The 22321-nt window shown below is 71.3% G+C and carries 15 protein-coding genes and 3 tRNA genes; 13 read left to right on the forward strand and 5 right to left on the reverse strand.

Annotated elements, in window-relative coordinates:
- Nucleotides 1–31: 31 nt before the first annotated feature.
- From hrcA to Tfont_RS08575, 10 genes are all read left to right on the forward strand, one after another.
- On the forward strand, nt 32–1054 hold the full coding sequence (gene hrcA / locus Tfont_RS08530) for a heat-inducible transcriptional repressor HrcA (protein WP_143969115.1): 1023 nt from the start codon (nt 32–34) through the stop codon (nt 1052–1054).
- 28 nt (nt 1055–1082) lie between these two features.
- Nucleotides 1083–1159, forward strand: a tRNA-Ile gene (locus tag Tfont_RS08535).
- Nucleotides 1160–1226: 67 nt separating this feature from the next.
- Nucleotides 1227–1303: transfer RNA gene (locus Tfont_RS08540), tRNA-Arg, on the forward strand.
- 58 nt (nt 1304–1361) lie between these two features.
- On the forward strand, nt 1362–2141 hold the full coding sequence (aztA, locus tag Tfont_RS08545; RefSeq protein ID WP_143969116.1) for a zinc ABC transporter ATP-binding protein AztA: 780 nt from the start codon (nt 1362–1364) through the stop codon (nt 2139–2141).
- On the forward strand, nt 2125–3015 hold the full coding sequence (locus tag Tfont_RS08550) for a metal ABC transporter permease (protein ID WP_143969117.1): 891 nt from the start codon (nt 2125–2127) through the stop codon (nt 3013–3015). The genes aztA and Tfont_RS08550 overlap by 17 nt, the downstream gene beginning before the upstream one ends.
- A 61-nt stretch (nt 3016–3076) precedes the next feature.
- Nucleotides 3077–4444: a guanine deaminase gene (gene guaD / locus Tfont_RS08555; protein WP_143969118.1), complete on the forward strand. Its 1368-nt coding sequence runs from the start codon at nt 3077–3079 to the stop codon at nt 4442–4444.
- A gap of 18 nt (nt 4445–4462) precedes the next feature.
- On the forward strand, nt 4463–5893 hold the full coding sequence (locus Tfont_RS08560; protein ID WP_185974502.1) for an efflux transporter outer membrane subunit: 1431 nt from the start codon (nt 4463–4465) through the stop codon (nt 5891–5893).
- Nucleotides 5894–5903: 10 nt separating this feature from the next.
- Nucleotides 5904–7205 carry an efflux RND transporter periplasmic adaptor subunit gene (locus tag Tfont_RS08565; protein ID WP_143969120.1) on the forward strand — a complete coding sequence of 434 codons (1302 nt, stop codon included), beginning with the start codon at nt 5904–5906 and terminating at the stop codon, nt 7203–7205.
- A complete protein-coding gene (locus tag Tfont_RS08570) occupies nt 7202–7948 on the forward strand; it encodes an ABC transporter ATP-binding protein (protein ID WP_143969121.1) in 747 nt (248 codons plus the stop codon). Before Tfont_RS08565 ends, Tfont_RS08570 begins: the two co-directional genes overlap by 4 nt.
- Nucleotide 7949: 1 nt before the next feature.
- On the forward strand, nt 7950–9158 hold the full coding sequence (locus Tfont_RS08575) for an ABC transporter permease (RefSeq protein WP_068610345.1): 1209 nt from the start codon (nt 7950–7952) through the stop codon (nt 9156–9158).
- 21 nt (nt 9159–9179) lie between these two features.
- Here the strand turns inward: Tfont_RS08575 and Tfont_RS08580 are convergent, their stop codons facing one another.
- Both Tfont_RS08580 and Tfont_RS08585 read right to left on the reverse strand, forming a co-directional pair.
- Nucleotides 9180–10592 (reverse strand): RCC1 domain-containing protein, encoded by a 1413-nt coding sequence (locus Tfont_RS08580; RefSeq protein ID WP_185974503.1) that lies wholly within the window; start codon nt 10590–10592, stop codon nt 9180–9182.
- Nucleotides 10593–10710: 118 nt separating this feature from the next.
- Nucleotides 10711–10798: transfer RNA gene (locus tag Tfont_RS08585), tRNA-Ser, on the reverse strand.
- Nucleotides 10799–10955: 157 nt separating this feature from the next.
- Here Tfont_RS08585 and Tfont_RS08590 point away from each other — a divergent pair.
- The gene (locus Tfont_RS08590; protein ID WP_143969123.1) at nt 10956–11687 is read left to right on the forward strand and encodes an N-acyl amino acid synthase FeeM domain-containing protein; all 732 of its coding nucleotides are present in this window, start codon (nt 10956–10958) and stop codon (nt 11685–11687) included.
- Here the strand turns inward: Tfont_RS08590 and Tfont_RS08595 are convergent.
- Nucleotides 11663–14665, reverse strand: a complete 3003-nt coding sequence (locus Tfont_RS08595; RefSeq protein WP_143969124.1) for an EAL domain-containing protein — start codon at nt 14663–14665, stop codon at nt 11663–11665. The two genes, Tfont_RS08590 and Tfont_RS08595, sit on opposite strands and share 25 nt — an antisense overlap.
- 117 nt (nt 14666–14782) lie before the next feature.
- Here Tfont_RS08595 and dinG point away from each other — a divergent pair, with 117 nt between their 5' ends.
- Together dinG and Tfont_RS08605 are read left to right on the forward strand one after the other, a co-directional pair.
- Nucleotides 14783–16939 carry an ATP-dependent DNA helicase DinG gene (gene dinG / locus Tfont_RS08600; RefSeq protein WP_143969125.1) on the forward strand — a complete coding sequence of 719 codons (2157 nt, stop codon included), beginning with the start codon at nt 14783–14785 and terminating at the stop codon, nt 16937–16939.
- Complete coding sequence (locus Tfont_RS08605; RefSeq protein ID WP_143969126.1) at nt 16936–18249, forward strand: glycerate kinase type-2 family protein; 1314 nt, start codon at nt 16936–16938, stop codon at nt 18247–18249. Before dinG ends, Tfont_RS08605 begins: the two co-directional genes overlap by 4 nt.
- 49 nt (nt 18250–18298) lie before the next feature.
- Here the strand turns inward: Tfont_RS08605 and xdhB are convergent, their stop codons facing one another.
- Nucleotides 18299–20677 carry a xanthine dehydrogenase molybdopterin binding subunit gene (gene xdhB, locus Tfont_RS08610; protein WP_068610317.1) on the reverse strand — a complete coding sequence of 793 codons (2379 nt, stop codon included), beginning with the start codon at nt 20675–20677 and terminating at the stop codon, nt 18299–18301.
- Complete coding sequence (gene xdhA, locus Tfont_RS08615; RefSeq protein ID WP_143969127.1) at nt 20674–22284, reverse strand: xanthine dehydrogenase small subunit; 1611 nt, start codon at nt 22282–22284, stop codon at nt 20674–20676. The genes xdhB and xdhA overlap by 4 nt, the downstream gene beginning before the upstream one ends.
- Between the last annotated feature and the right edge of the window lie 37 nt (nt 22285–22321).

Consider the following 22321-nt stretch of genomic DNA (forward strand, 5'->3'; position numbering starts at 1 on the left):
AATTACAACATGGCTTTCTGACGGTGGGATGATGTTAGACGAACGTTCCAGATTGCTGCTCAAGGCGTTGGTCGAGCGCTACATAGCCGACGGCCAGCCGGTGGGCTCGCGCACGCTGTCCAAGGCGGCCGGGCTGGATCTGTCGCCGGCCACCATCCGCAACGTGATGAGCGACCTGGAGGACCTGGGTCTGGTGGCCAGTCCGCACACCTCGGCCGGGCGCATCCCCACGCCGCGCGGGTATCGCTACTTCGTGGACACGATGCTGACCGTACGGCGCGGCGAGCTGTCCGCCATCGACGCCCTGCCGACACCGGCGCTGGCGGCCGATCAGCCCCGGCAGGTGCTCAGCCAGGCCGCGCAATTGTTGTCGCAGCTCTCGCACTTCGTGGGGGTGGTGCAGGTGCCGCGCCGGCCGGTGGTGTTTCGGCACATCGAGTTCCTGCGGCTGTCGGAGCGGCGGGTCCTGGTCATTCTGGTGTCGCCAGACGGGGATGTGCAAAACCGCATCCTGCATCCGCACAACGAGTTCACGCAGGACCAGTTGCAGTCAGCGGCCAACTTTCTGAATGCCCACTACGCGGGACTGACCTTGGACGCGGTGCGCGAGCGCTTGCGCCACGAGGTGGATGCCCTGCGCGGCGAGATCGCGGGCCTGATGGTCAAGGCCGTCGAAGCCGGCAGCGAGGCGGCCGAGGCCGACGAAGTGGTCATCGCCGGCGAGCGCAACCTGCTGGCGGTAGACGACTTTGCCCGCGACATGGGCAACCTGCGCAAGCTGTTCGATCTGTTCGAGCAAAAAACCCAGGTGATGCGCCTGCTCGACATCTCCAGTCAGGCCGACGGCGTGCGGATTTTCATCGGCGGCGACAGCCAGGTGGTGCCGTACGAGGAGTTGTCCGTGGTCAGCGCGCCGTACGAGGTGGACGGCCAGGTGGTGGGTACGCTGGGCGTCATCGGCCCGCAGCGCATGCCCTACGACCGCATGATCCAGATCGTCGACATCACGGCCAAGCTGGTGGGCAACGCCCTGAGCCAGACCCGGCCGGAGTGAAGGGGACCGCTACAATCCCGCGCTGGCTGGGGCGTTAGCTCAGTCGGTTAGAGCAGGGGACTCATAATCCCTTGGTCGCAGGTTCGAGCCCTGCACGCCCTACCAAGCCGCCGAAAATTCGCGACGGCAGCCGAAAGGGCCAAAAATTTGTGTATACTTTCGGCTTCAGCAAGCGGCTGTAGCTCAGTTGGATAGAGTACTTGGCTACGAACCAAGGGGTCGTGGGTTCGAATCCTGCCAGCCGCGCCATACACCAAAGGCCAGTCCCAGCGACTGGCCTTTTTTCTGTCTGAGCCCTGGACATCGCATGCCCGATCCGGCCGACATCGAACTGCTGGACCTGACCGCCGGCTACGAGCGCCATCCGGCCGTGCACCATGTCAGCCTGCGCTGGCGGCGTGGCGAGCTGGCCGCGGTCGTCGGTCCCAACGGGGCCGGCAAATCCACCCTGCTCAAGTGCGTGGCCGGGCGGCTGCGCCCCATGCACGGCGAGGTGCGGGGGCTGTGCCCGAGCGGGGTGGCGTACCTGCCGCAGATCAGCGAGGTGGATCGGTCTTTCCCCGTCACCGTGGCGGAATTGGTCGCGATGGGCCTGTGGCACGAGCTGGGCCCGTTGGGTCGGCCCTCGCGTGCGCAGCGCGAGCGGGTACAGACGGCCATCGCGGCGGTGGGCTTGCAGGGCTTCGAGTCGCGCACGCTCGACACCCTGTCGGGCGGGCAGTTTCAGCGGGCGCTGTTTGCCCGCCTGATGCTGCAGGACGCCCCGGTCGTGCTGCTGGACGAGCCCTTCACTGGCGTCGATGCCCGTACGCTCGAGGACTTGGTGTGCGTGCTGCGGCGCTGGCACGAGGAGGGGCGCACCGTGGTGGCCGTGCTGCACGATCTGGAGCTGGTGCGGGCGGTTTTCCCGACGGCGACGCTGCTGGCACGCGAGCTGGTCGCCCATGGCCCGACCGCGCAGGTGCTGACCGACGCCCATCTGTTGCGCGCCCGCCGGCTGCAGGAGGCCTTCGACGAACGGGCCGAGCTGTGCGACATCGACGAGGCGGCCACAGCCGGGGAGGCACCGCATGGGCACCGGCATTGACGCGTTGCTGACGTGGCTGGGCACGGCCTCGGGGCTGGAGTTCGACTTCATGCGCCGTGCCGCGCTGGGCTGCCTGCTGCTGGCGCTCGGGTCGGCCCCGGTGGGCGTGTTTCTGATGTTGCGCCGTATGAGCCTGATGGGGGACTCGATGGCGCACGCCATCCTGCCCGGCGCGGCCATCGGGTATTGGTTGGCTGGCTTGTCGCTGCCCGCCATGACGCTGGGTGGGGTGCTGGGCGGCCTCGTCGTGGCGGCGGCGGCCGGGGTGGTCGCGCGGCACACGGTGATGCGCGAGGACGCCGCCCTGGCGGGGTTCTACCTCGTCTCACTTGCGCTGGGGGTGCTGATTCTTTCGGTGCGCGGCAGCCAGGTGGATTTGCTGCATGTGCTGTTCGGCTCGGTGCTGGCGCTGGAAGGGTCGGTGCTGACGCTGCTCGGCGCCGTGGCGCTCCTCACCGTCATGGGCTTGGCGCTGCTGTGGCGGCCCTTGGTGATGGAGTGCGTGGATCCGGCATTTCTGCGTGGGATCAGCCCGTGGGGGGCCGTGGCGCACCACGGGTTTTTGGCGCTGGTGGTGATCAATCTGGTGGCGGCGTTCCACGCTCTGGGCACGCTGATGGCGGTGGGCATGATGGTGCTGCCGGCGGCCAGCGCGCGGTTCTGGTTTCGGCGCCTGCAGCCGATGCTGGTGGCGGCCGTGGCGACCGCGGCGGTGGGGTCCCTTTTGGGATTGTGGTGGTCGTATGTGACGGACTGGCCCACCAGCCCGGCCATCGTGTTGCTGCTGGGGGGGTGGTATGCGGTGTCGATGCTGGTCGGCCGCTACGGCTGGTGGCGCCAGCGGCGGGTGCCGCACCGGCATCTCAAGGGGTAAACCTGGGGTCAAGCGCGGCGTGTCACCGCCGCGTCGCGCGAAGCCGCTAAGCTAGCATCCCATGCAAGCGTGGCGTGCCTCCCTGCTCTGGTTCGATCCGCACGCGGACGAGCCCCATCCCCGGTACGAAGCCGACGGCCTGCTGGTCACGGCCGCTGGCGCCGACGGCGTACGCCGGGTCGTTGCCGTGGGCGCCTTCGACACGCTGCGGGCGGCGTATCCGGACGTTCCGCTCACCGAGCGCCGCGGCCGGCTGATCGCGCCCGGCTTCATCGATCTGCACATCCACTACCCGCAGACCGATGTGATCGGCTCGCCCGCCGAGGGGTTGTTGCCCTGGCTGGCGCAGTACACCTTTCCGCACGAGTCGCGCTTTGCCGACCCGGCCCATGCCCGCGCCGTGGCCCGTTTTTTTTGCGATGAGTTGCTGCGCCAAGGGGTCACGACGGCGCTGACCTTCGCCACCTCTCACCCCGGTTCGGTCGACGCGCTGATGGCCGAGGCCGAAGCGCGCGGGCTGCGCTGCATCGCCGGCAAAGTGCTGCAGGACCGGCACAGCCCAGACGGTGTGCGCGACCGCACCGAGCAGTCCTTGCGCGACACCGAAGCCTTGATCATCCGCTGGCACGGCCGCGCCCGGCTGGGTTATGCCATCACCCCGCGCTTTGCGCCGAGCTGCAGCGATGCCCAGATGCGCGGCGCCGGTGAACTTGCGACCCGCTACCCGGACGTCTGGATCCAGTCCCATGTGGCCGAGAACGTGGACGAGGTGCGCTGGGTGCGCGAGCTGTATCCCCACGACCGCAGCTACCTGGCCGTCTATGAGCGCTTTGGCCTGCTGCGCGAGCGCGCGGTGTACGCCCATGGCATTTATTTGGACGCGGACGACCAGCGGGCGCTGGCCCAAAGCGGTGCGGCCATCGCGGTGTCGCCGACGAGCAATCTGTTTTTGGGCAGCGGTTTTTTCGACTACGCCACTGCGCGCGCGGGCGGGGTGCGCCTGGGCTTGGCCAGCGATGTGGGCGGGGGCATGAGCTTCAGCCCCTTCGCCACCATGCGGGCGGCCTACACGGTCGGCCGGGCGGCGGTGCGGGGCGATGGTCGGCCCAAAACGGGGGTGAGCCTGAGCCCGTTCGATCTGTGGTGGCAGCACACGGCGGGCGCGGCGCGGGCGCTGGGGCTGGGGGGCGTGGTGGGGTCGCTCGCGCCCGGCAGTGAGGCGGATTTCGTCGTCCTCGACCCCGCGGCGACCCCGCTGCTGGCGCGCCGCACGGCGCAGGCCGAGTCACTGGCCGAATGGCTGTTCGCGCTCATCATGCTGGCCGACGACCGCGCGGTGACCGAGGTGGTCGTGGCCCAGGGGGCCGGTACACAGATCTTTACCGGCGGTGCATCCGCCGTTCATGCCGGGCCCCCACCATTGCGCTGAATCATGGATCGAAACTGGATGTCTGTCCCGGTGACGGCCCGGGCTGCGGTCGGGGCGTTGGTTCTGGTGCTGGCCGGCTGCGGCAGCGTGTCGCCACCCCGCCCGGCCGCGGAACTGCCGCTGACCCTGCAGCGCTGGAGCGCGGCTGACCGCACGCCCGAGGTGGACGGGGCCGTGCCCCTGCAGCGGTGGTGGACCGCGTTTGGCGACCCCGGGCTGACCGAGCTGGTGGAAGCCGCGCTGGCGGCCAACCCCGACCTGGCCGGTGCGGCGGCGGCCGTCGCGCAGGCGCGCGCGCTGCGTGACGTGGCGCGTGCGGCGACCGGGCCGGCGGTCGATGCCAGCGCGGCCGTCCAACGCGGCCGGGTTGGCTCCGCCCCTGCCGGGACCACCGTGCGGGCCGGGCTGGACGCCGGCTGGGAGGTGGACTGGTTTGGCCGGCGCGCGGCGGCCCTGCGGGCGGGTGATGCCGACGTGGCTGCCAGCGAGGCCAATCTGGGGCTGGTGCGCCTGACCCTGGCGGCGGAGGTGGCCGCCACCTATTTCGAGGGCTGGGGCGCGCGCGAGCGGCTGCGGGTGGCTCAGCAGAGCCTGGCCGCACAGCTCGACAGCCTGGAGCTGACCCAGTGGCGCGTGCAGGCGGGGCTGGCCTCGGCGCTGGACCTGGAGACGGCGCGCGCGGCGGTCGAGCAGACCCGCGCCAGCCTGCCGGTGCTGGAGGTTTCGGTTCGCCAGTCGATGCATGCGCTGGCGGTGCTCACCGGGCGTGCGCCGGGGGCCGAGCTGCCCGATCCACCCGCAGCCGCCCCGGCGCCCCCGACCGCCTGGACGCTGCCGCTGCCGGCCGACGTGCTGCGCCAGCGCCCGGACGTGGCGGCGGCACAGGCCCGGTTGCAGGCCGCTTTTGCGCGCGCCGACCAGGCCGAGGCGGCGCGCTGGCCCACCCTGCGCCTGGGCGGCAGTTTGAGCTTGGCCGCCCCCCGGGTGTCGGACCTGTTCGATGTGACCGCGCTGACGCGCGCGCTGGCACTCAATCTGGCCGCGACCGTGTTCGACGGCGGCGCCGCACAGGCCCAGGCGCGTGCCCAGGCAGCCGCGGCGGAGCAGGCCCGCGCGGCCCTGGCCGCCACCTTGCTGGAGGCCTTGCGCGACGTCGAAAATGCCTTGGTCGCGCTGGCGGGGGACCGGGAGCGGCTGCTGCGCCTGCAGGACGCCGTCGCGGCCGCCCGGCAGGCCGAACAACTGGCCACTCAGCGCTACGCCGCCGGCTTGATCGACTACCGTGCCTTGCTCGACGCCCAGCGGACCTTGCTGGCGTTGCAGGGCGATTTGGCCGCGGCCCGCGCCGCCTGGGCCGTGGATCATGTCCGCTTGGTGAAGGCGCTTGGGGGCGGCTGGTCCCCGACCGATGCCGGCCCCGGTCCGCTTGCTGCCACCGTTCAACCCTGACGTTTCTGCGATGAACCCGTTCCGACGCAAGTCTGCCTCGCCCGCCGCCGTCGATGCGCTGCTGGGCGATGATCGTCCCCCCCGCTGGTGGCGGCGCCCGCTGTGGTGGGTGTTGTTGGTGCTCGTGGTGGCGGCCGCCTTTGGCTGGCAGGCCTGGCAGGCGCGCAGCGCGCGTCAGGCCCAGCCCGTGTACGTGACCGAGCCGATCAAACGGGGCGATCTGACCCTGACCGTCTCGGCCAACGGCACGCTGCAGCCGGTGCGGTCGGTCAACATCGGCAGCGAGCTGTCCGGCACCGTGCGCGAGGTGCTGGTCGACGTCAACGACCGCGTGACCCGCGGGCAGGTGCTGGTCGTGCTCGACACGGCCAAGCTGCAGGACCAGGTCAACAGCGCCCGGGCGGCGGTGGCCGCGGCGCTGGCCCAGGTGGCGCAGGCCGATGCGTCGGCGCGCGAGGCGCAGATCCAGTTGGGGCGGCTGGAGGAAGTCGCGCGCCTGTCGGGCGGCAAGGTGCCGTCGGCGGCCGAGCTGGACGCGGCCCGTGCGGCGCTGGAGCGGGCGCAGGCCGGGCAGGCGACGGCCCGCGCGGCGGTGGAGCAGGCGCGCGCCACGCTGTCCACCAACGAGACCAACTTGGCCAAGGCCTCGATTCGCTCGCCCATCGACGGGGTGGTGCTGTCGCGCAACGTCGATCCGGGCAATGCGGTGGCCGCGTCGCTGCAGGCGGTGACGCTGTTGACCATCGCGCGCGATCTGCGGCAACTCAAGCTCGATGTCGCCGTGGACGAGGCCGACGTCGGCGTGGTGCACGAGGGGCAGGCCGCCAGCTTCACGGTCAGCGCCTACCCGCGCCGGCGTTACCCGGCGACGGTCGGGCGCGTGGCCTTTGGCGCGACCAAGACCGACAACGTCATCACCTACACGGCCACGCTGGACGTGGACAACCAGGATCTGTCGCTGCGGCCCGGGATGACGGCCACCGCCAACATCCGCGCGGTGGAGCGCAAGGGCGTGCTGCTGGTGCCCAACACCGCGCTGCGCTTCACCCCCAGCGATTCGGCGCCGCAGGCGTCTGGCGGCGGACTGGCGGGACTGTTGATGCCCAAGCCCCCCACCGCCGGCCGCAAGACCGCCCGCGTGGACATGCGCGCTGGCCCGCGCCAGATCTGGGTGTTGCGCGATGGACAGCCCCAGGCCATCCCCGTCACCGTCGGCATCAGCGACGGCCGCCAGTCCGAGGTGAGCGGCGAAGGTCTGAGCGAGGGGCTGCCGGTGATCGTCGAGCAGCGTAGCAACGGTCGCGCGCCATGAATGCCGCCGTCCCGCTCATCCGGCTGCGCGGCGTGACCAAGACCTACGGTCAGGGCGCGGCCGCCTTCCAGGCCCTGCGCGGCGTGGATCTGGAGGTGTGCGCCGGTGACTTCGTCGCCATCATGGGGCCGAGCGGATCGGGCAAATCCACGGCGATGAATGTGCTGGGCCTGCTCGACACCCCCAGCAGCGGGGAGTACCGGTTTCTGGACGTGCCGGTGCAGACCCTGGCCCGGGACGAGCGGGCCCGGCTGCGGCGGCGCTACTTTGGCTTCGTGTTCCAAGGTTTTCATTTGTTGCCGCGCACCACCGCGCAGGAGAACGTGGAACTGCCCCTGGTCTACCGGGGCGAGCGCGCGGCCGAGCGCCACCGCGCGGCCCGCGCGGCGCTGGCAGACGTCGGCTTGACGGGCTGGGAGCACCACACCCCCGCCGAGTTGTCGGGCGGGCAGCAGCAGCGCGTGGCGATCGCGCGCGCCATCGTCACCCAGCCGCGGGTGCTGCTGGCCGACGAGCCCACGGGCAACCTGGACTCGCGCCGCAGCCACGAGATCATGGCCCTGATCCGCCAGCTCAACGAGCAGCGCGGCATCACCGTGCTGATGGTCACGCACGAGGCCGAGATCGCCGCCTACGCCCGCCGGGTGCTGCATTTTCGCGATGGTGTGATCGAACGCGAGGAGGCGCCTCCGCCGGCGCTGGCCCCGGCGGAGGGCACCGTGACCGAGCGGGAAGGGGGCTGACATGTGGCTCAACACGCTGGTGCTGGCGCTGCGCTCCATCCGCCGCAACCTGATGCGCTCGTTTTTGACCGTGCTGGGGGTGGTGATCGGCGTGGCGGCGGTGGTGACCATGGTGACGGTGGGCAACGGGGCCACCCTGGCCATCCAGCAGCAGATCGCCAGCCTGGGCACCAACCTGTTGCAGGTGCGCCCCGGGCAGCGCCTGGGGCCGGGGGGCTTTGGCTTTGGGGCGCCCTCGTTCAAGCTGACCGACGCCCAGGTGATCGCCGCGCAGACGCCCGGGGTGCTGGCGGTGGCCGCCGAGGCGCGCAGCAGCGGCACCGTGGTGGCCAATGGCCGCAACTGGACGAGCAGCCTGATTGGCGGCTCGCCCGACTGGATGTTGACCAACAACTGGACCCTGGCCGATGGCCGGCCGTTCAGCGACGACGAGTACCGCATCGGGGCGGCGGTCTGCATCATCGGCGAGACGGTGCGCCGCGAGCTCTACGGCCCCAATCCGGCCGTCGGGGATACGTTGCGCGTGCGCCAAATCCCCTGCGAGGTGGTGGGCGTGCTCGCGCCGAAGGGGCAGGGCGCGTTCGGGCAGGATCAGGACGATGTCGTGCTCATGCCCATCAACACCCTGCACCGACGCGTGGTCGGGCACACGCGGGTTTTTACGCTGCACGTCTCCATGCTGGACGGTGCCGATGCCCAGGCCGTCAAGGCCGGCATCCGCGAGATCCTACGCGAGCGGCGCGGCATCCCCGAAGGCGAAGAGGACAACTTCAACATCCTGGACACCCAGCAATTGGCCGAGACCATGTCCGGCACCACGCGCGTGATGACGATGCTGCTGGGGGCCGTCGCGGCGGTCAGCCTGCTCGTGGGCGGCATCGGCATCATGAACATCATGCTGGTCAGCGTGACCGAGCGCACGCGCGAGATCGGTCTGCGGCTGGCCATCGGGGCGCTGGAGCGCGAGGTGATGGGGCAGTTTTTGATCGAGGCGGTCGTGCTGGCCGCCCTGGGCGGGGTGGCGGGGTTGGCGCTTGCCCTGGGGGCCAGCGTGGTCATCAGCCGGGCGATGTCCGTGCCCTTCGTGTTCGACCCGGCGATCAACCTGGTGGCGTTTGCCTTCTCGGCGGCGATCGGGGTGGTGTTTGGCTACGTGCCCGCGCGGCGGGCGGCGCGCCTCGACCCCATCGAGGCGCTGCGCCACGAGTGAGCGCCCCCCGTGGGTGGGCGGTCAGGCCACGCGCTCGGGGGCCCGTCGGGTGATCAGATCGCCCAGGCCCAGCTGCCCCTTGTGGTTGCGCCCCCACGACCACAGCGTACCGTCGGTGCGGATGCTGTACGACGCCTCGGCCCCGGCGCGAATGCGCAGCCAGTCGGTGGCGTCGCCAATGCGTGTCGGGGTCGCGCGCTGCGACGCCGTGGTGCCGTCACCCAGTTGGCCGAGCACGTTGTCCCCCCAGGCCCACAGCGAGCCATCTTTCTTGACCGCCAGCGAATGCCGACTGCCCGCCGCGATGGCCACCCAATCCATGGAGTCGTCCACCGGCGCGGCAAAAATCCGGCTGCCACCTGGCGTGCCCAATTGCCCGGAGCCGTTGTCACCCCAGGAAAACAGCGTGCCATCGGACCGGATGGCCAGGGTGTGGCGCTCCCCGGCGGCCATGGCCAGCCAGGTGGTGGTATCCATGGGCGTGGGCGTGCGGACGTTGGCGCCTTTGTTGTCCAGCCCCAGTTGCCCGAATTCGTTGGACCCCCACACGAAGATCCGCCCGGAGGTTTTGCGGGCGACGGTGTGGTAGGCCCCCGCCACCGCCAGTATCCAGTCCTTGTCGGTGCCGATTTTGGTGGGGACCAGCAGATCGGCGTCCTTGCCGTCACCGAGCTGCCCCTCGAAGTTGCGGCCCCAGGCCCACAGCGTGCCGTCCTTCTGGATGCCGAGTGAGTGGCGGGCGCCGGCGGCCACCGCCACCCAGTTGGTGGCGGTGCCTATCTTGACCGGCGTGGCGCGGTCGGTTTGCGTGCCATCGCCCAGCTGCCCGTTGAGGTTGGAGCCCCAGGCCCACAGCGTGCCGTCGCTGCGGATGGCCAGCGTGTGGGCCTCGCCAGCGGCGACCTGGGTCCAGTTCTTGGCAGTCCCGATCAGCACGGGGGTCAGGCGGTCGACCAGAGAGCCATCCCCCAACTGCCCAAAGCGGTTTTCTCCCCATGCCCACAGCGTGCCGTCGGCTTTGAGCGCGACCGCGTGGGCGCCACCGGCAGCGATCTGTTGGTAGCCGGCCTTCACCGACAGGCGCGTCTTGCCGCTGACGGTGCCCACGGTCGCGGTGATGTCGGTATCACCGACCGCCACGCCGGTGGCCACCCCGGTGCTCGCCACGATGGTGGCCACGGTCGTGCTGCTGCTGGTCCAGGTCACGCCCTTGTCCAGCGGGGCGGACGAGCCGTCGGAATATCGACCCGTGGCGCTGAAGGTTTGGGTCGTGCCCACGGCGATGGTCGGCGCCGCAGGGGTGACCGTGATGTCGATCAGCGTGGGCGTGGTGGTCGTCGGGGTGTCGCTGCCGCCACCGCAGGCGGTCAGCCCCGCCGCCACGGGGGCGCCCAGGGCAGCGGTCAGATGCAGCAGGCAATCGCGTCGGTTCACGGGTGGGTTCTCCAGAAACGTCGGTCCGCGGGATGTTCTCTGCCGGGACTGTAGCGCGTCTGCACCGGGGTGAAGGCGCAAATTGCGGGACATTCCGCCCCGGTTCTGGAGAGGCTCCTGGCGGAAGCGGTGAGATTCGAACTCACGAACGGTTGCCCGTTGCCGGTTTTCAAGACCGGTGCAATCGACCACTCTGCCACGCTTCCGGCGCGGTCGGGATTGTAAGCGGGGCGTGCCGCCGACGGCCGTGTCGGAAAACCGCTGACACGCAAAACGGCGCGTTGCCGACTACAGGGGCGTTGGGCGGTGCCTACAGTGAAAAGCGTCTCGACACGTGGGGCGCTCGCCCCGGAGGATCGCACGATGCTCACGCCCACCCTTGCGTCTGGCCCCCGCGCCCGCGCCGCCGTCGACGGCTGGTATGCCGTGCCATCGTCCCTGTCATGGGAGGTGCCCGGCGCGGCGTCCGCGGCGCGTCAGGTCGAACGGCTGCCGTTTACCGTCCGCGTGGCGCACGCCGCGCAGGACTTGCAAAAGGCCGTCGATGTGCGGCACGCGGCCTACGCGCGCCACTTGCCCGCCGCAATCACGCAGGGGCTGCGCAGCCCCGAGCCCATGGACCATGCCCCGGGTGTGGCGGTGCTGCTCGCCGAGTCCAAGGTGGACGGCTCGGCGCTGGGGACCCCGCGCATCCAGACCAATCGCTACCAGCCGCTGGCGCTGGAGCAGTCGTTCGACTTGCCCGACTGGATGGCCGGCGCCCCCTGTGCCGAGGTCACCCGCTTGGCGGTCGCCCAGGCCGTGCACAGCCGGGTGGTCAAGACGGTGATGCTCAAGGCCGCCTACTTCTGGTGCCTGCGCGAAGGGGTGCGCTTCGTGCTTGTGGCGGCGCGCACGCCGCTGGACAGACAATATGCTCGCCTGATGTTCCGAGATATTTATCCTGGCCAGGGTTTCGTTCCTTTGGCGTACGCGTTCAACCTGCCCCATCGCGTCATGTACTGCCAGATCGCGACGGCGCGCGACGACGGCGCCGAGCATCCGCTGTACGACTTCTGGTTCAACACCGATCACCCGGACATCGACCTCGATTGACCGGGCTGGCGCGTCGTGTCCGGTTCGGGGTGCCCCAGCACCCAATCGACGTTGGCCAGGTCGTCGTCCGGCGGCAGGCTGTTGAGGTAGTCGCCCAGGCGGGCGTCGGCGATGAAGTCCGCCCCCGACTGGGCCGCCAGAATCTGCTGCGCCGCCACGGGGCGCGACAGCGCGTAGCCCTGCACGAAGTCCACCCCGATTTCGGCCAGGGTTTCGACCGTCTCGAAGTCCTCGGCCCATTCGGCGATGGTCTTCATGCCCAGGTTTTGCGCCAGACTCACGATCGCCTCGACGATCGCGACGTTGGCGGGGTGGCGGTTCATGTTGACGATGAAGCTGCCGTCGATTTTGAGGATGTCGGCCGGCAGATCCTTCAGGTACGAGAACGAGGTGTAGCCCGCGCCAAAGTCGTCCAGCGCCACCTTGGCGCCGTGGCTGCGCACGCGGTCGATGAAGCGGCGCGTGTTGGCGATGTCGTTGAGCGCGACGCTCTCGGTCACCTCGAAGCACAGCCGGTGCGCGACGCCGCGGTGGCGCTCCAGCGTGTCGTACATGTCCTCGATGAAGCGCTCGTCGTTGAGCGACGCGCCACTGAGGTTGAGGCAGACGAACTGGTTCTGCGGCAGCCGGGCCTCGTGCTCCGTCAGCCAGCGCAGCGTGGATTCCACGACCCAGCGGTCGATGACGCTCATGCGGCCGGCGTTCTCGCCGGCGCGGATCAGCCGCTCGGTGGGCACGCGGCTGCCGTGTTCGTCGTGCATGCGCAGCAGCACCTCGAAGTTGAGCGACTGGTGCGGGTGCCGCAGCGAGACGATGGGCTGCATCTCGAGGAACAGACCCTCGATGTTCTGCCCGGCCGCCAGGCGCTCGACCAGTTGCATTTCGGCCTCGTGGTCGCGAAAGGCGCGCGAGCCGTGCTCGTACACCACCAGCCCGCTGGCGTGGGCGCGCTTGGCCTCGCGGCAGGCGCGGTCGGCCGTGGCCACCACGTCCTTGGGGGAGGCGCCGGGTGAGACCTCGATCAGGCCGATCGATCCGCGCACCTGAAAGGCGCGGTCACCGACGGTGAACGGCTCGTGCATCAGGCGCAGGAGAACGTCGCGGCAGACGGTTTCGGCGCGGTGCAAGGGGGTGTCCAGCATCACCAGCAAAAACTCGTCGCCGCCGATGCGGCCCAGGTACATATGGGGCGACAGCGGCTCCTGCGCGCGCTCGCACACCTGTTGCAGCACGGCGTCGCCCGCTACGTGGCCGTACAGGTCGTTGATCAGTTTGAAGCGATCGAGGTCCAGATAGGCGACGGCCAGGGGCTTGCCGCGCCGCAGCCGCTGCAGGCCCCGGCTGAGGCAGGCTTCCACCCCCCGCCGGTTCATCACCTTGGTCAGCGGGTCGTGATCGGCCAGGAACTGCAGATGCTCGTGCGCCCGCACTTTGTCGGTGATGTCTTGCAGCGTGCCTTCGATCTTGTCGCCGGCGCGCGCGGCACGGACCAGAAAGCGGCGCGTCATGCCGTCTTCGCGCGCCAGACTGGTTTCGAACTCCACGCAGGGCTCCGCGCCATCGCCGTGCTGGAGCTGCGCCCAGTCGTGGGCGGGGAACAGATTGTCCCAGCGGGTGCGGCCCACGTCCAGGCCCGGGCCGACAAGGGCGTGTGCCGCCGGGTTGGCGCTGATGAACTGGCCCTGCGTGTCCAGGGTGAACAGTCCGATGGGCAAAAAGTCGAAGGTGTGCTGCAACTCGGCCTGCAGGGCCAGCCGTTGCAGATGCTCCTGCCGAAACTGCTCGGCGATCGCCAGGGACGCCAGCAGGCTGGACGCCAACGCCGCCGTCATGCTGTTGACGGCGCCGATCAGGCCCTTGAGGCCGAGCGCCGCGGCGATCACCTCGTAGAGGCTGGCTCCCAGCGCGATGGCCATGGAGGCCGCATACCACATGGCCACCGGCGATCGAGTCCGCACGAGGATGACGGCCAGCGCGTAGCCCAGCACACACACCCCGAGCGCGGTTGCCACCCAAATGAACGGCAAAAACAGGGCGAATGGCAGAACGAGTCCGCCGACCAGCACGGGCAGGCACGCCCACAATACTCCGCGCACCCACGCCAGCGTGCCGGTCCGCTCGAGATCGGTGCCGAACAAGAAGCGGAACAACACGACCGTCACGGTGGAATACAGGGCGACGGTCATCTGTCGCAGCGGCGTCAGCCAATCCGCCGGTACCAGATACCCGAGCCACTGGTAGTCCCATCCGCCCGACAGGGCTGCCATGCGCTGGTTGATGACCAGCCATGCGGCAAAGATCAGGTAGTTGCGTTCCCGGTTGATGATGCCGGCGACGAGCGTGAACAGCGCCAGCAGCAGCAGCCCCCCGTCGAGCCAGCCTGCATCCCGGTGGAACTGTCGCTCCAGGACGGCCAGATCCGCCGTGCTGCGGCCGATCGCGCTGAAGCGGGCGGGGCCGGTGAAGCGGGCCTCGCACAGCACATGGGCCGGCAGTTGCGGCATGGTCAGGACGAAGCCGGTGCGCGAGGGGCGCAGGGCCCCGTCGCCGCCCGGGCCCGCGCTGCGGTCGATCTGGCCCAGCGGTTGCAGCCCATCGCCGTCCCAGCACCGCATGGCAGTCGCGTGGCGGGACGGAAAGTCGATCACACGCCCCGGCGCGCGGTCCGGTGGCGCCAGCCGCAGGCTCACCCACAACGGGTGTTCGGACAGGTGGGTGTCCCACTCGGTGCGTGGGGTGTGGCGGGCCAGGCCGTCCAGAACCTCGGCGGGGGATCGGGGCGTGTCCACCGCCATGGCCGTAAACGCCAGCGGGCGACCGTCGCCCACGGGGTATTCGTCGGGCCAGGACCACAATGCCCACACCGACAGCAGCGCGGCCAGCACGGGGACCAGGTAGGCGGCCAGAAACTGCAGGCCGTGCTCGATCCGCGCGGTGGCGCCGGACGGGGCAGCGGGCGACGACGGGCCGGAGGTCATGGACAGGCGGGGGAGCGGCAGTGTGTGAAGTGTTCTCCCTGATCCGTGGGGCGTCGCCCTCTCCGATGACGCGGATTATGGGGGTGAAACCCGGTGCGTGTGTCACACTCGGCCTCCATGAACACGACGGAGGCAACGGAGGACCTGGCCGCCCAGGCGCTGGAAGCGTTCGACGACCTGATCGCGGGCCAAGACGGTTTGCGGCCGCGTCCGGGGCAGCGGGAGATGGCGCGGCATGTGGCCTGCACATTGGCCCCCGTGACCCTGGGCAAGCCGGACGATGAGGCGGCCCCCGTCACGCGCCGCGTGGCGGTGATCCAGGCCGGCACCGGGGTCGGCAAATCGCTGGCGTATCTGGCACCGGCCATCGTGGCGGCCGTGGCCAAGCAAACGCGGCTCGTGGTGTCCACGGCCACTGTGGCCTTGCAGGAGCAGCTCGTGCACCAGGACCTGCCGGCCTTGGCGCAGCGGCTGCCGGTGGGTTTTCGCTACGCGCTGGCCAAGGGGCGCGGCCGCTATGTGTGCCGGCTCAAGCTCGAGCGCTGGCTGGCCGATCCGCACGCCGAGCCCGACCTGGCGGACGTTGACGAAGTCCCCGCGGCGGGCGCCCCCAGCGGTGAGCGGCTGGCGTGGCTGCGTGCCCGGGCGCACGATCTGGCCCACGGCCGCTGGGATGGCGATCGGGACAGCCTGCCGGAGCCGCCGGAGCCCGCCTGGTGGTCGGCCATCGCTGCCGAGGCGGCGTCGTGCACGGCGCGCCATTGTCCGCTGTACGGGGGGTGCGTCTATTTCGAGCAGCGCAAGGCGCTGGTGGGCGCGCAGGTCATCGTCGTCAACCACGATCTGCTGTTGTCCACGCTGGGCTCGCGCCAGTTGCCGGAGCTGGATCAGTGCCTGCTGGTGCTGGACGAGGCGCACCACCTGCCGGCCATCGCGCTGGAGCAGTTTGGTTGCCGGGCGGGTTTGACGCGGCTGGCATGGATCGATCAGCTCGCCAGCCGGGCGCTCAAGGCGGGGCAGGAGGTGGAGCTGAATGCCCTGGCGGATGTGCCGCCCGCCGCCGCGCGGCTGCGCCAGGCGCTGCAGGAGGTGGCCCGGCTGGCGGTGCAGACCTGGGGCGCGCGGTTGCGCGAGGTGGTCGGCGACGGACAGCCCCTGTGCGTGCGCTTGCCGCGTGGCCGCCTGCCCGACGGCTTCGATGTCCCGCTGCAGGAGGCGGCCCAGGCCAGCGCGGCCTTTTTGGATGCGTTGCGCGCCGTCAGTGCCGCGCTGCGTGCGGCGCTGCGCGAGCGGCCGGACGAGGCGCGGCGGCTCTCCCAGTTGTACGCGCAGCTCGGCACCTTGGCCCCGAGGCTCGAGGCCGCCCACGACACCGTGCGCTGGTTGCTGCACGAGCCCCCCGAGGGTGAAGCGCCCCTGGCCAAGTGGTTCACGCTGTCGGCCCCCGGCGCCGGGGCGGCCGGCGACACGGTGCGGGTGCAGGCCCATGCCAGCCCCATCCAGCCGGGCGGGCTGCTGCGGACCCGGCTGTGGAGCGGGGTGCGCGGCGCGGTGCTGACCTCGGCCACGCTGACCCCGTGCGGGCAGTTCGACTTTTTTCTGCGCGAGGCCGGGCTGGCGGACGATCCCGACGTCGAGACCCTGGCCGTGGCCAGCCCCTTCGACTATGCCGAGCAGGGGGCGCTGGTGCTGGGCGGCGTGTCGGTGGACCCCCGCGATGCGGCCGCCTACCAGGAGGCCGTGCAGGCCGCGCTGCTGCGCGATCTGCCGTCCGTGCGGCATGGGGCGCTGGTGCTGTTCACCGCCCGCGCACACATGCAACGGTTGGCTGCGGCGCTGCCCGCCGAGTGGCGCGATCGCGTGCTGGTGCAGGGCACGCTGCCGCGGTCCCGTCTGCTGGCGCGCCACCGCGAGCGGGTGGCCGCGGGCGAGCCGTCCATCCTGTTCGGCCTGCAGTCCTTTGGCGAGGGGTTGGACCTGCCGGGCCGCCTGTGCGAGGACCTGTTCATCACCAAGCTGCCCTTTGCGCCGCCGGATGATCCGGTGGGCGAGGCCCGCGCCGAGTGGCTGCGCGGCCGGGGGCGCGACCCGTTTCTGGATCTGGTCGTGCCCGCCACCGCCACACGGCTGCTGCAGTGGGTGGGGCGCGCCATCCGCACCGAGGACGATCGGGCCCGCATCGTGTGCTACGACCCCCGGCTGCTGTCCACCGGGTATGGCCGCCTCATCCTCCAGGGGCTGCCACCCTTCACCCGCCGACTGGAGGCGCCATGACCCCCACCCCCGACACCCCCCGTGAGTGGCTGACCCACCTGTACCGCACGGCCGTCGAGCGCGCCCAGCCTGCCCGCCAACTGGCCGCCCACCTGCCACCTCCGCCGCGCGGGCGCACGGTCGTCGTCGGGGCCGGCAAGGCCGCGGGCGCCATGGCCCACGCCCTGGAGGCGGCCTGGCCCGCGCAGGCCCCGTTGAGCGGCTGCGTGGTCACGCGCTACGGCCACACGCCTCCGCGGCCCCCGGGCGTGCCGCCGCGCATCGACGTGCTGGAGGCTGCGCACCCCGTGCCCGACGCGGCCGGGGTGCACGCGGCGCAACGGCTGCTGGCTTCCGTCCAGGGGCTGGGGCCCGACGACCTCGTGATCGCGCTCATCTCCGGCGGGGGCTCGGCCCTGCTGGGCCTGCCGGTGCCGGGCCTGGATCTGCCCGGGTTACAGGCCATCACCCGGGCGCTGCTGGCCAGTGGCGCGTCGATCCACGAGATGAACGTCGTGCGCAAGCACCTCTCCCGCATCCAGGGCGGGCGGCTGGCGCTGGCCGCGGCGCCGGCCCCCGTCTGGACGCTGGCCATCAGCGATGTGCCGGGGGACGACCCCGCCGTGATCGCAAGCGGCCCGACGGTGGCCGATGCCAGCACCGACGCCGACGCGCTGGCGGTGCTGGACCGCTACGGCATCGCGCTGCCGCCCGCCGTGCGGGCGGATCTGGCCGCGGGGCGGCACGAGACACCCAAGCCCGACCATCCGCGCTGGGCCATGTGCACGGTGCGCCTGATCGCCACGCCGCACGCGGCCTTGCAGGCCGCCGCCGCCGAGGTCGAGCGCCTGGGGCTGCGTGCCTATGTGCTGGGCGATGCGCTGGAGGGCGAATCGCGCGAGGTCGCTCGGGTGCACGCCGCGCTGGCCCGCTATGCCCTGCAGGGGCACGGGCCCTTGCGTCCGCCGTGTGTGATCCTGTCGGGCGGCGAAACCACGGTGACGGTGCGCGCCCCGGCACAAGCACCGGGCCAGCGCCCGCGCGGCGGGCGGGCGGCCGAATTCGCCCTTGGCCTGGCGTTGGCGCTGGACGGCGCCCCGGGGGTATGGGCGCTGGCGGCAGACACGGACGGCATCGATGGCACCGAAGACAACGCTGGCGCCTTCGTCACCCCGGACACGCTGGCGCGCGCCCGGGCGCTGGGTCTGTCGGCGCGCGATCACCTGGACCGGCACGACAGCTACGGTTTTTTTGCCGCGCTGGGTGACCTGCTCGTCACCGGGCCCACGCACACCAACGTCAACGACTTTCGCGCGCTGTGGCTGCGCTGATGGGGCGCCCGCCGTGACGCCGCCGAACGCCCGCCCGACTGGCCGCTCGCTACCCTGCCTGGCAGGCGCGCCAGATCCGCTCCGGCGTGGCGGGGGCGTCCAGCGGCAGCGGGCCATCGGCCGGCAGGCCGGCGCGGCGCCGCGCGCTGGCCACCGCGTCGCGCACCGCCTCCCACACGCTGATGGCCAGCATGAACGGCGGCTCGCCCACCGCCTTGCTGCCAAACACGTTGTCTTCGCGGTTCGGCTCGGGCCAGAGGTCGATGCGCCAGTGCGGCGGCAGGTCGCCGGCGGCGGGGATTTTGTAGGTGCTGGCCCCGGTGGTCCACAGGCGCCCGTCGTCGCGCCAGACCAGCTCTTCGGTGGTCAGCCAACCCATGCCCTGCACAAAGCCCCCTTCGATCTGCCCGACGTCGATCGCCGGGTTGATGCTGCGGCCCACGTCGTGCAACACATCCACGGCCAGCACCCGCAGCTCGCCGGTCAGGGGGTCGATGGCCACCTCGGTGCACGCCGCCCCGTAGGCGAAGTAATAAAAGGGCCGCCCCGTCAGCGTGGTCTTGTCGTAGTGGATCTTGGGCGTGCGGTAAAAGCCGTCGCTCCAGAGCTGGATGCGGTTGGCGTAGGCCTCGCGCACCACATCGTCGAAGCGCCGGCGCGCCTTGGGCGAGAGGACCCAGCCGCCTTCGAAGCGGATTTCCCCCGCGCCGCAGCCGTCCAGCCCGCAGACGAAAGCGGCCAAATTCTGGCGCACGCTGGCGGCGGCGTATTGCGCCGCGCGGCCGTTGAGGTCGGTGCCGCTGGAGGCCGCGGTGGCGCTGGCGTTGGGCACGCGCGCGGTGTCGCTGGCGCTGACCTGCACGCGTGCCACCGGCACCCCCAGTTCGTCCGCCACGATCTGGGCCACCTTGGTGTGCAGGCCTTGGCCCATCTCGGTGCCGCCGTGGTTGACCAGCACGCTGCCGTCCGTGTACACATGCACCAGCGCGCCGGCCTGATTGAACAGCGTCGCCGTGAAGCTGATCCCAAACTTGACCGGCGTGAGCGCCAGGCCCCGCTGCAGCACGGGGCTGCGCGCGTTCCACTCGGCGATGGCGGCGCGCCGCTGGGCGTAGCGGCAGCGCTCGGCCAGCGTGTCGATCAGCGGCCGCAGGATGTTGTCCTCCACCCGCATCTGGTAGGGCGTGGTGTCGCGCCGCGGGGGCAGGGGGGTGCTGCCGGCCGGAAGCGGCACGGTCCACGTCGGCGCGGGGGCGTCGTCGTACAGGTTGCGGTGGCGCACCTCTAGGGGGTCCAGGCCCAGGTGGCGCGCGATGTCACCGATCAGCGTCTCGATGGCGATCATGCCCTGCGGGCCGCCAAATCCGCGAAAGGCCGTGGCGCTTTGCTTGTGGGTGCGGCAGCGGTAGCTGTGCAGCGCCACATGAGGGACGAAGTAGGCGTTGTCGCTGTGAAAGACGGCCCGGTCGGCCACCGGTCCGGACAGGTCGGCCGAGAAGCCGCAGTCCACGTACATCGACAGCTCCAACCCCAGGATGCGGCCACCGTCGTCGAAGCCCACTGCGTAGTCGTAGGCAAAGGGGTGGCGTTTGCCGGTGATCAGCATGTCGTCGTCGCGGTCCAGCCGCAGTTTGACGGGGGCGCCGACCTTGTGCGCCGCGAGCGCCGCCCAGACCGCGACATGGCCCGCCTGCGTTTCCTTGCCGCCAAAGCCCCCGCCCATGCGCCGGCACTCCACCCGCACACGGTGGGTGGCCAGGCCCAGCGCATGCGCCACCCAGTGCTGCACTTCGCCCGGGTGCTGGGTGCTTGACAGCACGGTCCACTGGTCCTGCTCCTGCGGGATGGCCAGCGCGATCTGGCCCTCCAGGTAGTAGTGTTCCTGCCCACCGACCGCAAAGGCCCCCTGCAGTCGGTGCGGCGCCTGTGCGATGGCGGCAGCCGCGTCCCCGCGCCGCACATGCACCGGCGGCAGCACATACGCCCCTTGCGCATGGGCGGTGCGCGGGTCCAGCACCGCGGGCAGCGGCTCGATGTCCGCTCGCACCGCGCGGGCTGCCGCGCGGGCCGTGCGCACATCGTCCGCCACCACCAGCCCGATCACCTGGCCCACGTGCTGCACCGTGTCGCGGGCCAAGACCGGCTCGTCGTGCGCGAAGGCCGCGAGCACCGGATCGCCCGGAATGTCCTGGGCCGTCACCACGGCGCGCACCCCGGGCAGGGCGAGGGCGGCCGACACGTCCAGGCCGCGCAGCCGCCCATGCGCCACCGGCGACAGGATGGGGGCCGCGTGGAGGGTGCCGCGCGGCTCGGGCAGGTCGTCCACATAGGGCGCGCGGCCGGCCACTTGGGCGTGGGCGCTCTCGTGGGCGATGGGGGACCCGCAGGCGGGCCCGGTCCCGGTATCGAGGGGCAGGGCGGCGTTCATGCGCGCTCCTCCGCCGTGGTCTGCAGCAGTGCCTGCCACGGGGCGTGTTCATCCAGCCGCACCGGGGGCGCATCCGGCGCCGCCGCCGTGGCCAGCCAGGTGCGCCACAGCAGGTTGCCGAGCACGGCGCGACGGTACGCCGCGCTGGCCCGCCCGTCGCTCAGCGGTGCAAACTCCGATTGCAGCGCGTCCATCGCGGCGCGCACGGTGTCGGCCTGCCAGAGCTGGCCGCGCAGCGCGGCTTCGGCAGCGCGTGCGCGCGTCGGCACGGGGGCCACGCCGCCGGCGCCGATGCGGGCCTGCACCACCCGGCCCTCCGTATCGCGCCAGAGCGCCAGCGCCAAACAGACGGCGGAGATGTCGTCCTCGAAACGCTTGGACACCTTGTGCGCATGCACCTCGGGCCACGCGGTGCCGTTGCCGAGCGGGATGTCCAGGTAGCCCACCAGCTCGTCCGCGGCCAGCGCGGTTTGCCGGTAACCGCGGTAGAAATCCTCCAGCGGCAGCCGGCGTTCTTCCGGGCCGCGCGCTCCGTGGCGCAGCAGCACCACGGAGGCGCCCAGGGCGATCAGCAGCGGCATCGAATCCCCAATGGGCGAGCCGTTGGCGACATTGCCCCCCAGGGTGCCCCCGTGGCGGATGGGTTGGCCCGCAAAGCGGCCGAAAAAGTCGCGCAGGCTCGGCCAGTGGGCCTGCAGGGCGGCAAAGGCGTCGTGCAGCGTCGCCGCCGCGCCGATGCGCAGCGTGCGCCCATGCGGGCCGTCCTGCGTATCGATGCGCTGCAGCGCGGCGCAGCGCGACACATCCAGCACCTGGGTCAGACGGCGGTGCTGCTTGGTGATCCACAGGCCGGCATCGGTGCCGCCGGCCACCACGGGGACGTGGGGCCAGCGTGCCCGCGCGGCCAGCAAGCTGTCCAGATCGCGCGGCGCCAGGTAGGCCGGGGCCGCCGTGTCGGGCAGGGGGGCGGGGGGCTGCGCCGCCGGCTGCGCGGCCGCCAGCAGGGTGTGCAGCGCGGCCGTGTCCACGGTGGCGGGGGGCAGCGCGGTCATGGCTTGGGCGGCGTCCAGGATGGGCCGGTAGCCGGTGCAACGGCACAGGTTGCCCGACAGGGCCTCCACCGCCTCGTCGCGGGTCACCGGGGTGCCCGCGGGGCGTCCTTGGTACAGCACGAACAGGCTCATCACGAAGCCGGGCGTGCAAAAACCGCACTGCGAGCCGTGGGCGTCCACCAGTGCCTGCTGCACGGGGTGCAGGGGGCCGGTGCGCGCGATCAGCGGATCCTGCGTCAGATCCTCGGCGGTCCAGACGGCACAGCCGTTGGCCGCATGGGCCAGCCGAATGCAACTGTTGAGCGCGCGCCAGCGCAGTGCGCCGTCCGGTCCGTGGTCGGCCACGGCCACGGTGCAGGCTCCGCAGTCGCCGCTGGCGCAGCCTTCTTTGACGCTGGTCAGCCCCAGGTCCTCGCGCAGCAGGGTCAGCAGCGTGCGGTCGGCCGGCACGGCGTCGAGCTGGCGGACCCGCCCCCGGTGCACCAGGCGCAGGGGCGGCGGGGGACTGGGCGGCGCCCCGTGGGCGCCCGCGGGGGCGGCGGTGTCGGTGCTCATGGCCGACAGAGTACGCGCACGGGCGAGCCCCGTCATG

The organism is Tepidimonas fonticaldi, assembly GCF_007556755.1.
Classification (GTDB): domain Bacteria; phylum Pseudomonadota; class Gammaproteobacteria; order Burkholderiales; family Burkholderiaceae_C; genus Tepidimonas; species Tepidimonas fonticaldi.

What these genes read in the sequence shown, in the direction of transcription:
- hrcA (WP_143969115.1), top strand. Translation starts at nt 32, where the DNA reads ATGTTAGACGAACGTTCCAGATTGCTGCTCAAGGCGTTGGTCGAGCGC.
- aztA (WP_143969116.1), top strand. Translation starts at nt 1,362, where the DNA reads ATGCCCGATCCGGCCGACATCGAACTGCTGGACCTGACCGCCGGCTAC.
- Tfont_RS08550 (WP_143969117.1), top strand. Translation starts at nt 2,125, where the DNA reads ATGGGCACCGGCATTGACGCGTTGCTGACGTGGCTGGGCACGGCCTCG.
- guaD (WP_143969118.1), top strand. Translation starts at nt 3,077, where the DNA reads ATGCAAGCGTGGCGTGCCTCCCTGCTCTGGTTCGATCCGCACGCGGAC.
- Tfont_RS08560 (WP_185974502.1), top strand. Translation starts at nt 4,463, where the DNA reads ATGTCTGTCCCGGTGACGGCCCGGGCTGCGGTCGGGGCGTTGGTTCTG.
- Tfont_RS08565 (WP_143969120.1), top strand. Translation starts at nt 5,904, where the DNA reads ATGAACCCGTTCCGACGCAAGTCTGCCTCGCCCGCCGCCGTCGATGCG.
- Tfont_RS08570 (WP_143969121.1), top strand. Translation starts at nt 7,202, where the DNA reads ATGAATGCCGCCGTCCCGCTCATCCGGCTGCGCGGCGTGACCAAGACC.
- Tfont_RS08575 (WP_068610345.1), top strand. Translation starts at nt 7,950, where the DNA reads ATGTGGCTCAACACGCTGGTGCTGGCGCTGCGCTCCATCCGCCGCAAC.
- Tfont_RS08590 (WP_143969123.1), top strand. Translation starts at nt 10,956, where the DNA reads ATGCTCACGCCCACCCTTGCGTCTGGCCCCCGCGCCCGCGCCGCCGTC.
- Tfont_RS08595 (WP_143969124.1), bottom strand. Translation starts at nt 14,665, where the DNA reads ATGACCTCCGGCCCGTCGTCGCCCGCTGCCCCGTCCGGCGCCACCGCG.
- dinG (WP_143969125.1), top strand. Translation starts at nt 14,783, where the DNA reads ATGAACACGACGGAGGCAACGGAGGACCTGGCCGCCCAGGCGCTGGAA.
- Tfont_RS08605 (WP_143969126.1), top strand. Translation starts at nt 16,936, where the DNA reads ATGACCCCCACCCCCGACACCCCCCGTGAGTGGCTGACCCACCTGTAC.
- xdhB (WP_068610317.1), bottom strand. Translation starts at nt 20,677, where the DNA reads ATGAACGCCGCCCTGCCCCTCGATACCGGGACCGGGCCCGCCTGCGGG.
- xdhA (WP_143969127.1), bottom strand. Translation starts at nt 22,284, where the DNA reads ATGAGCACCGACACCGCCGCCCCCGCGGGCGCCCACGGGGCGCCGCCC.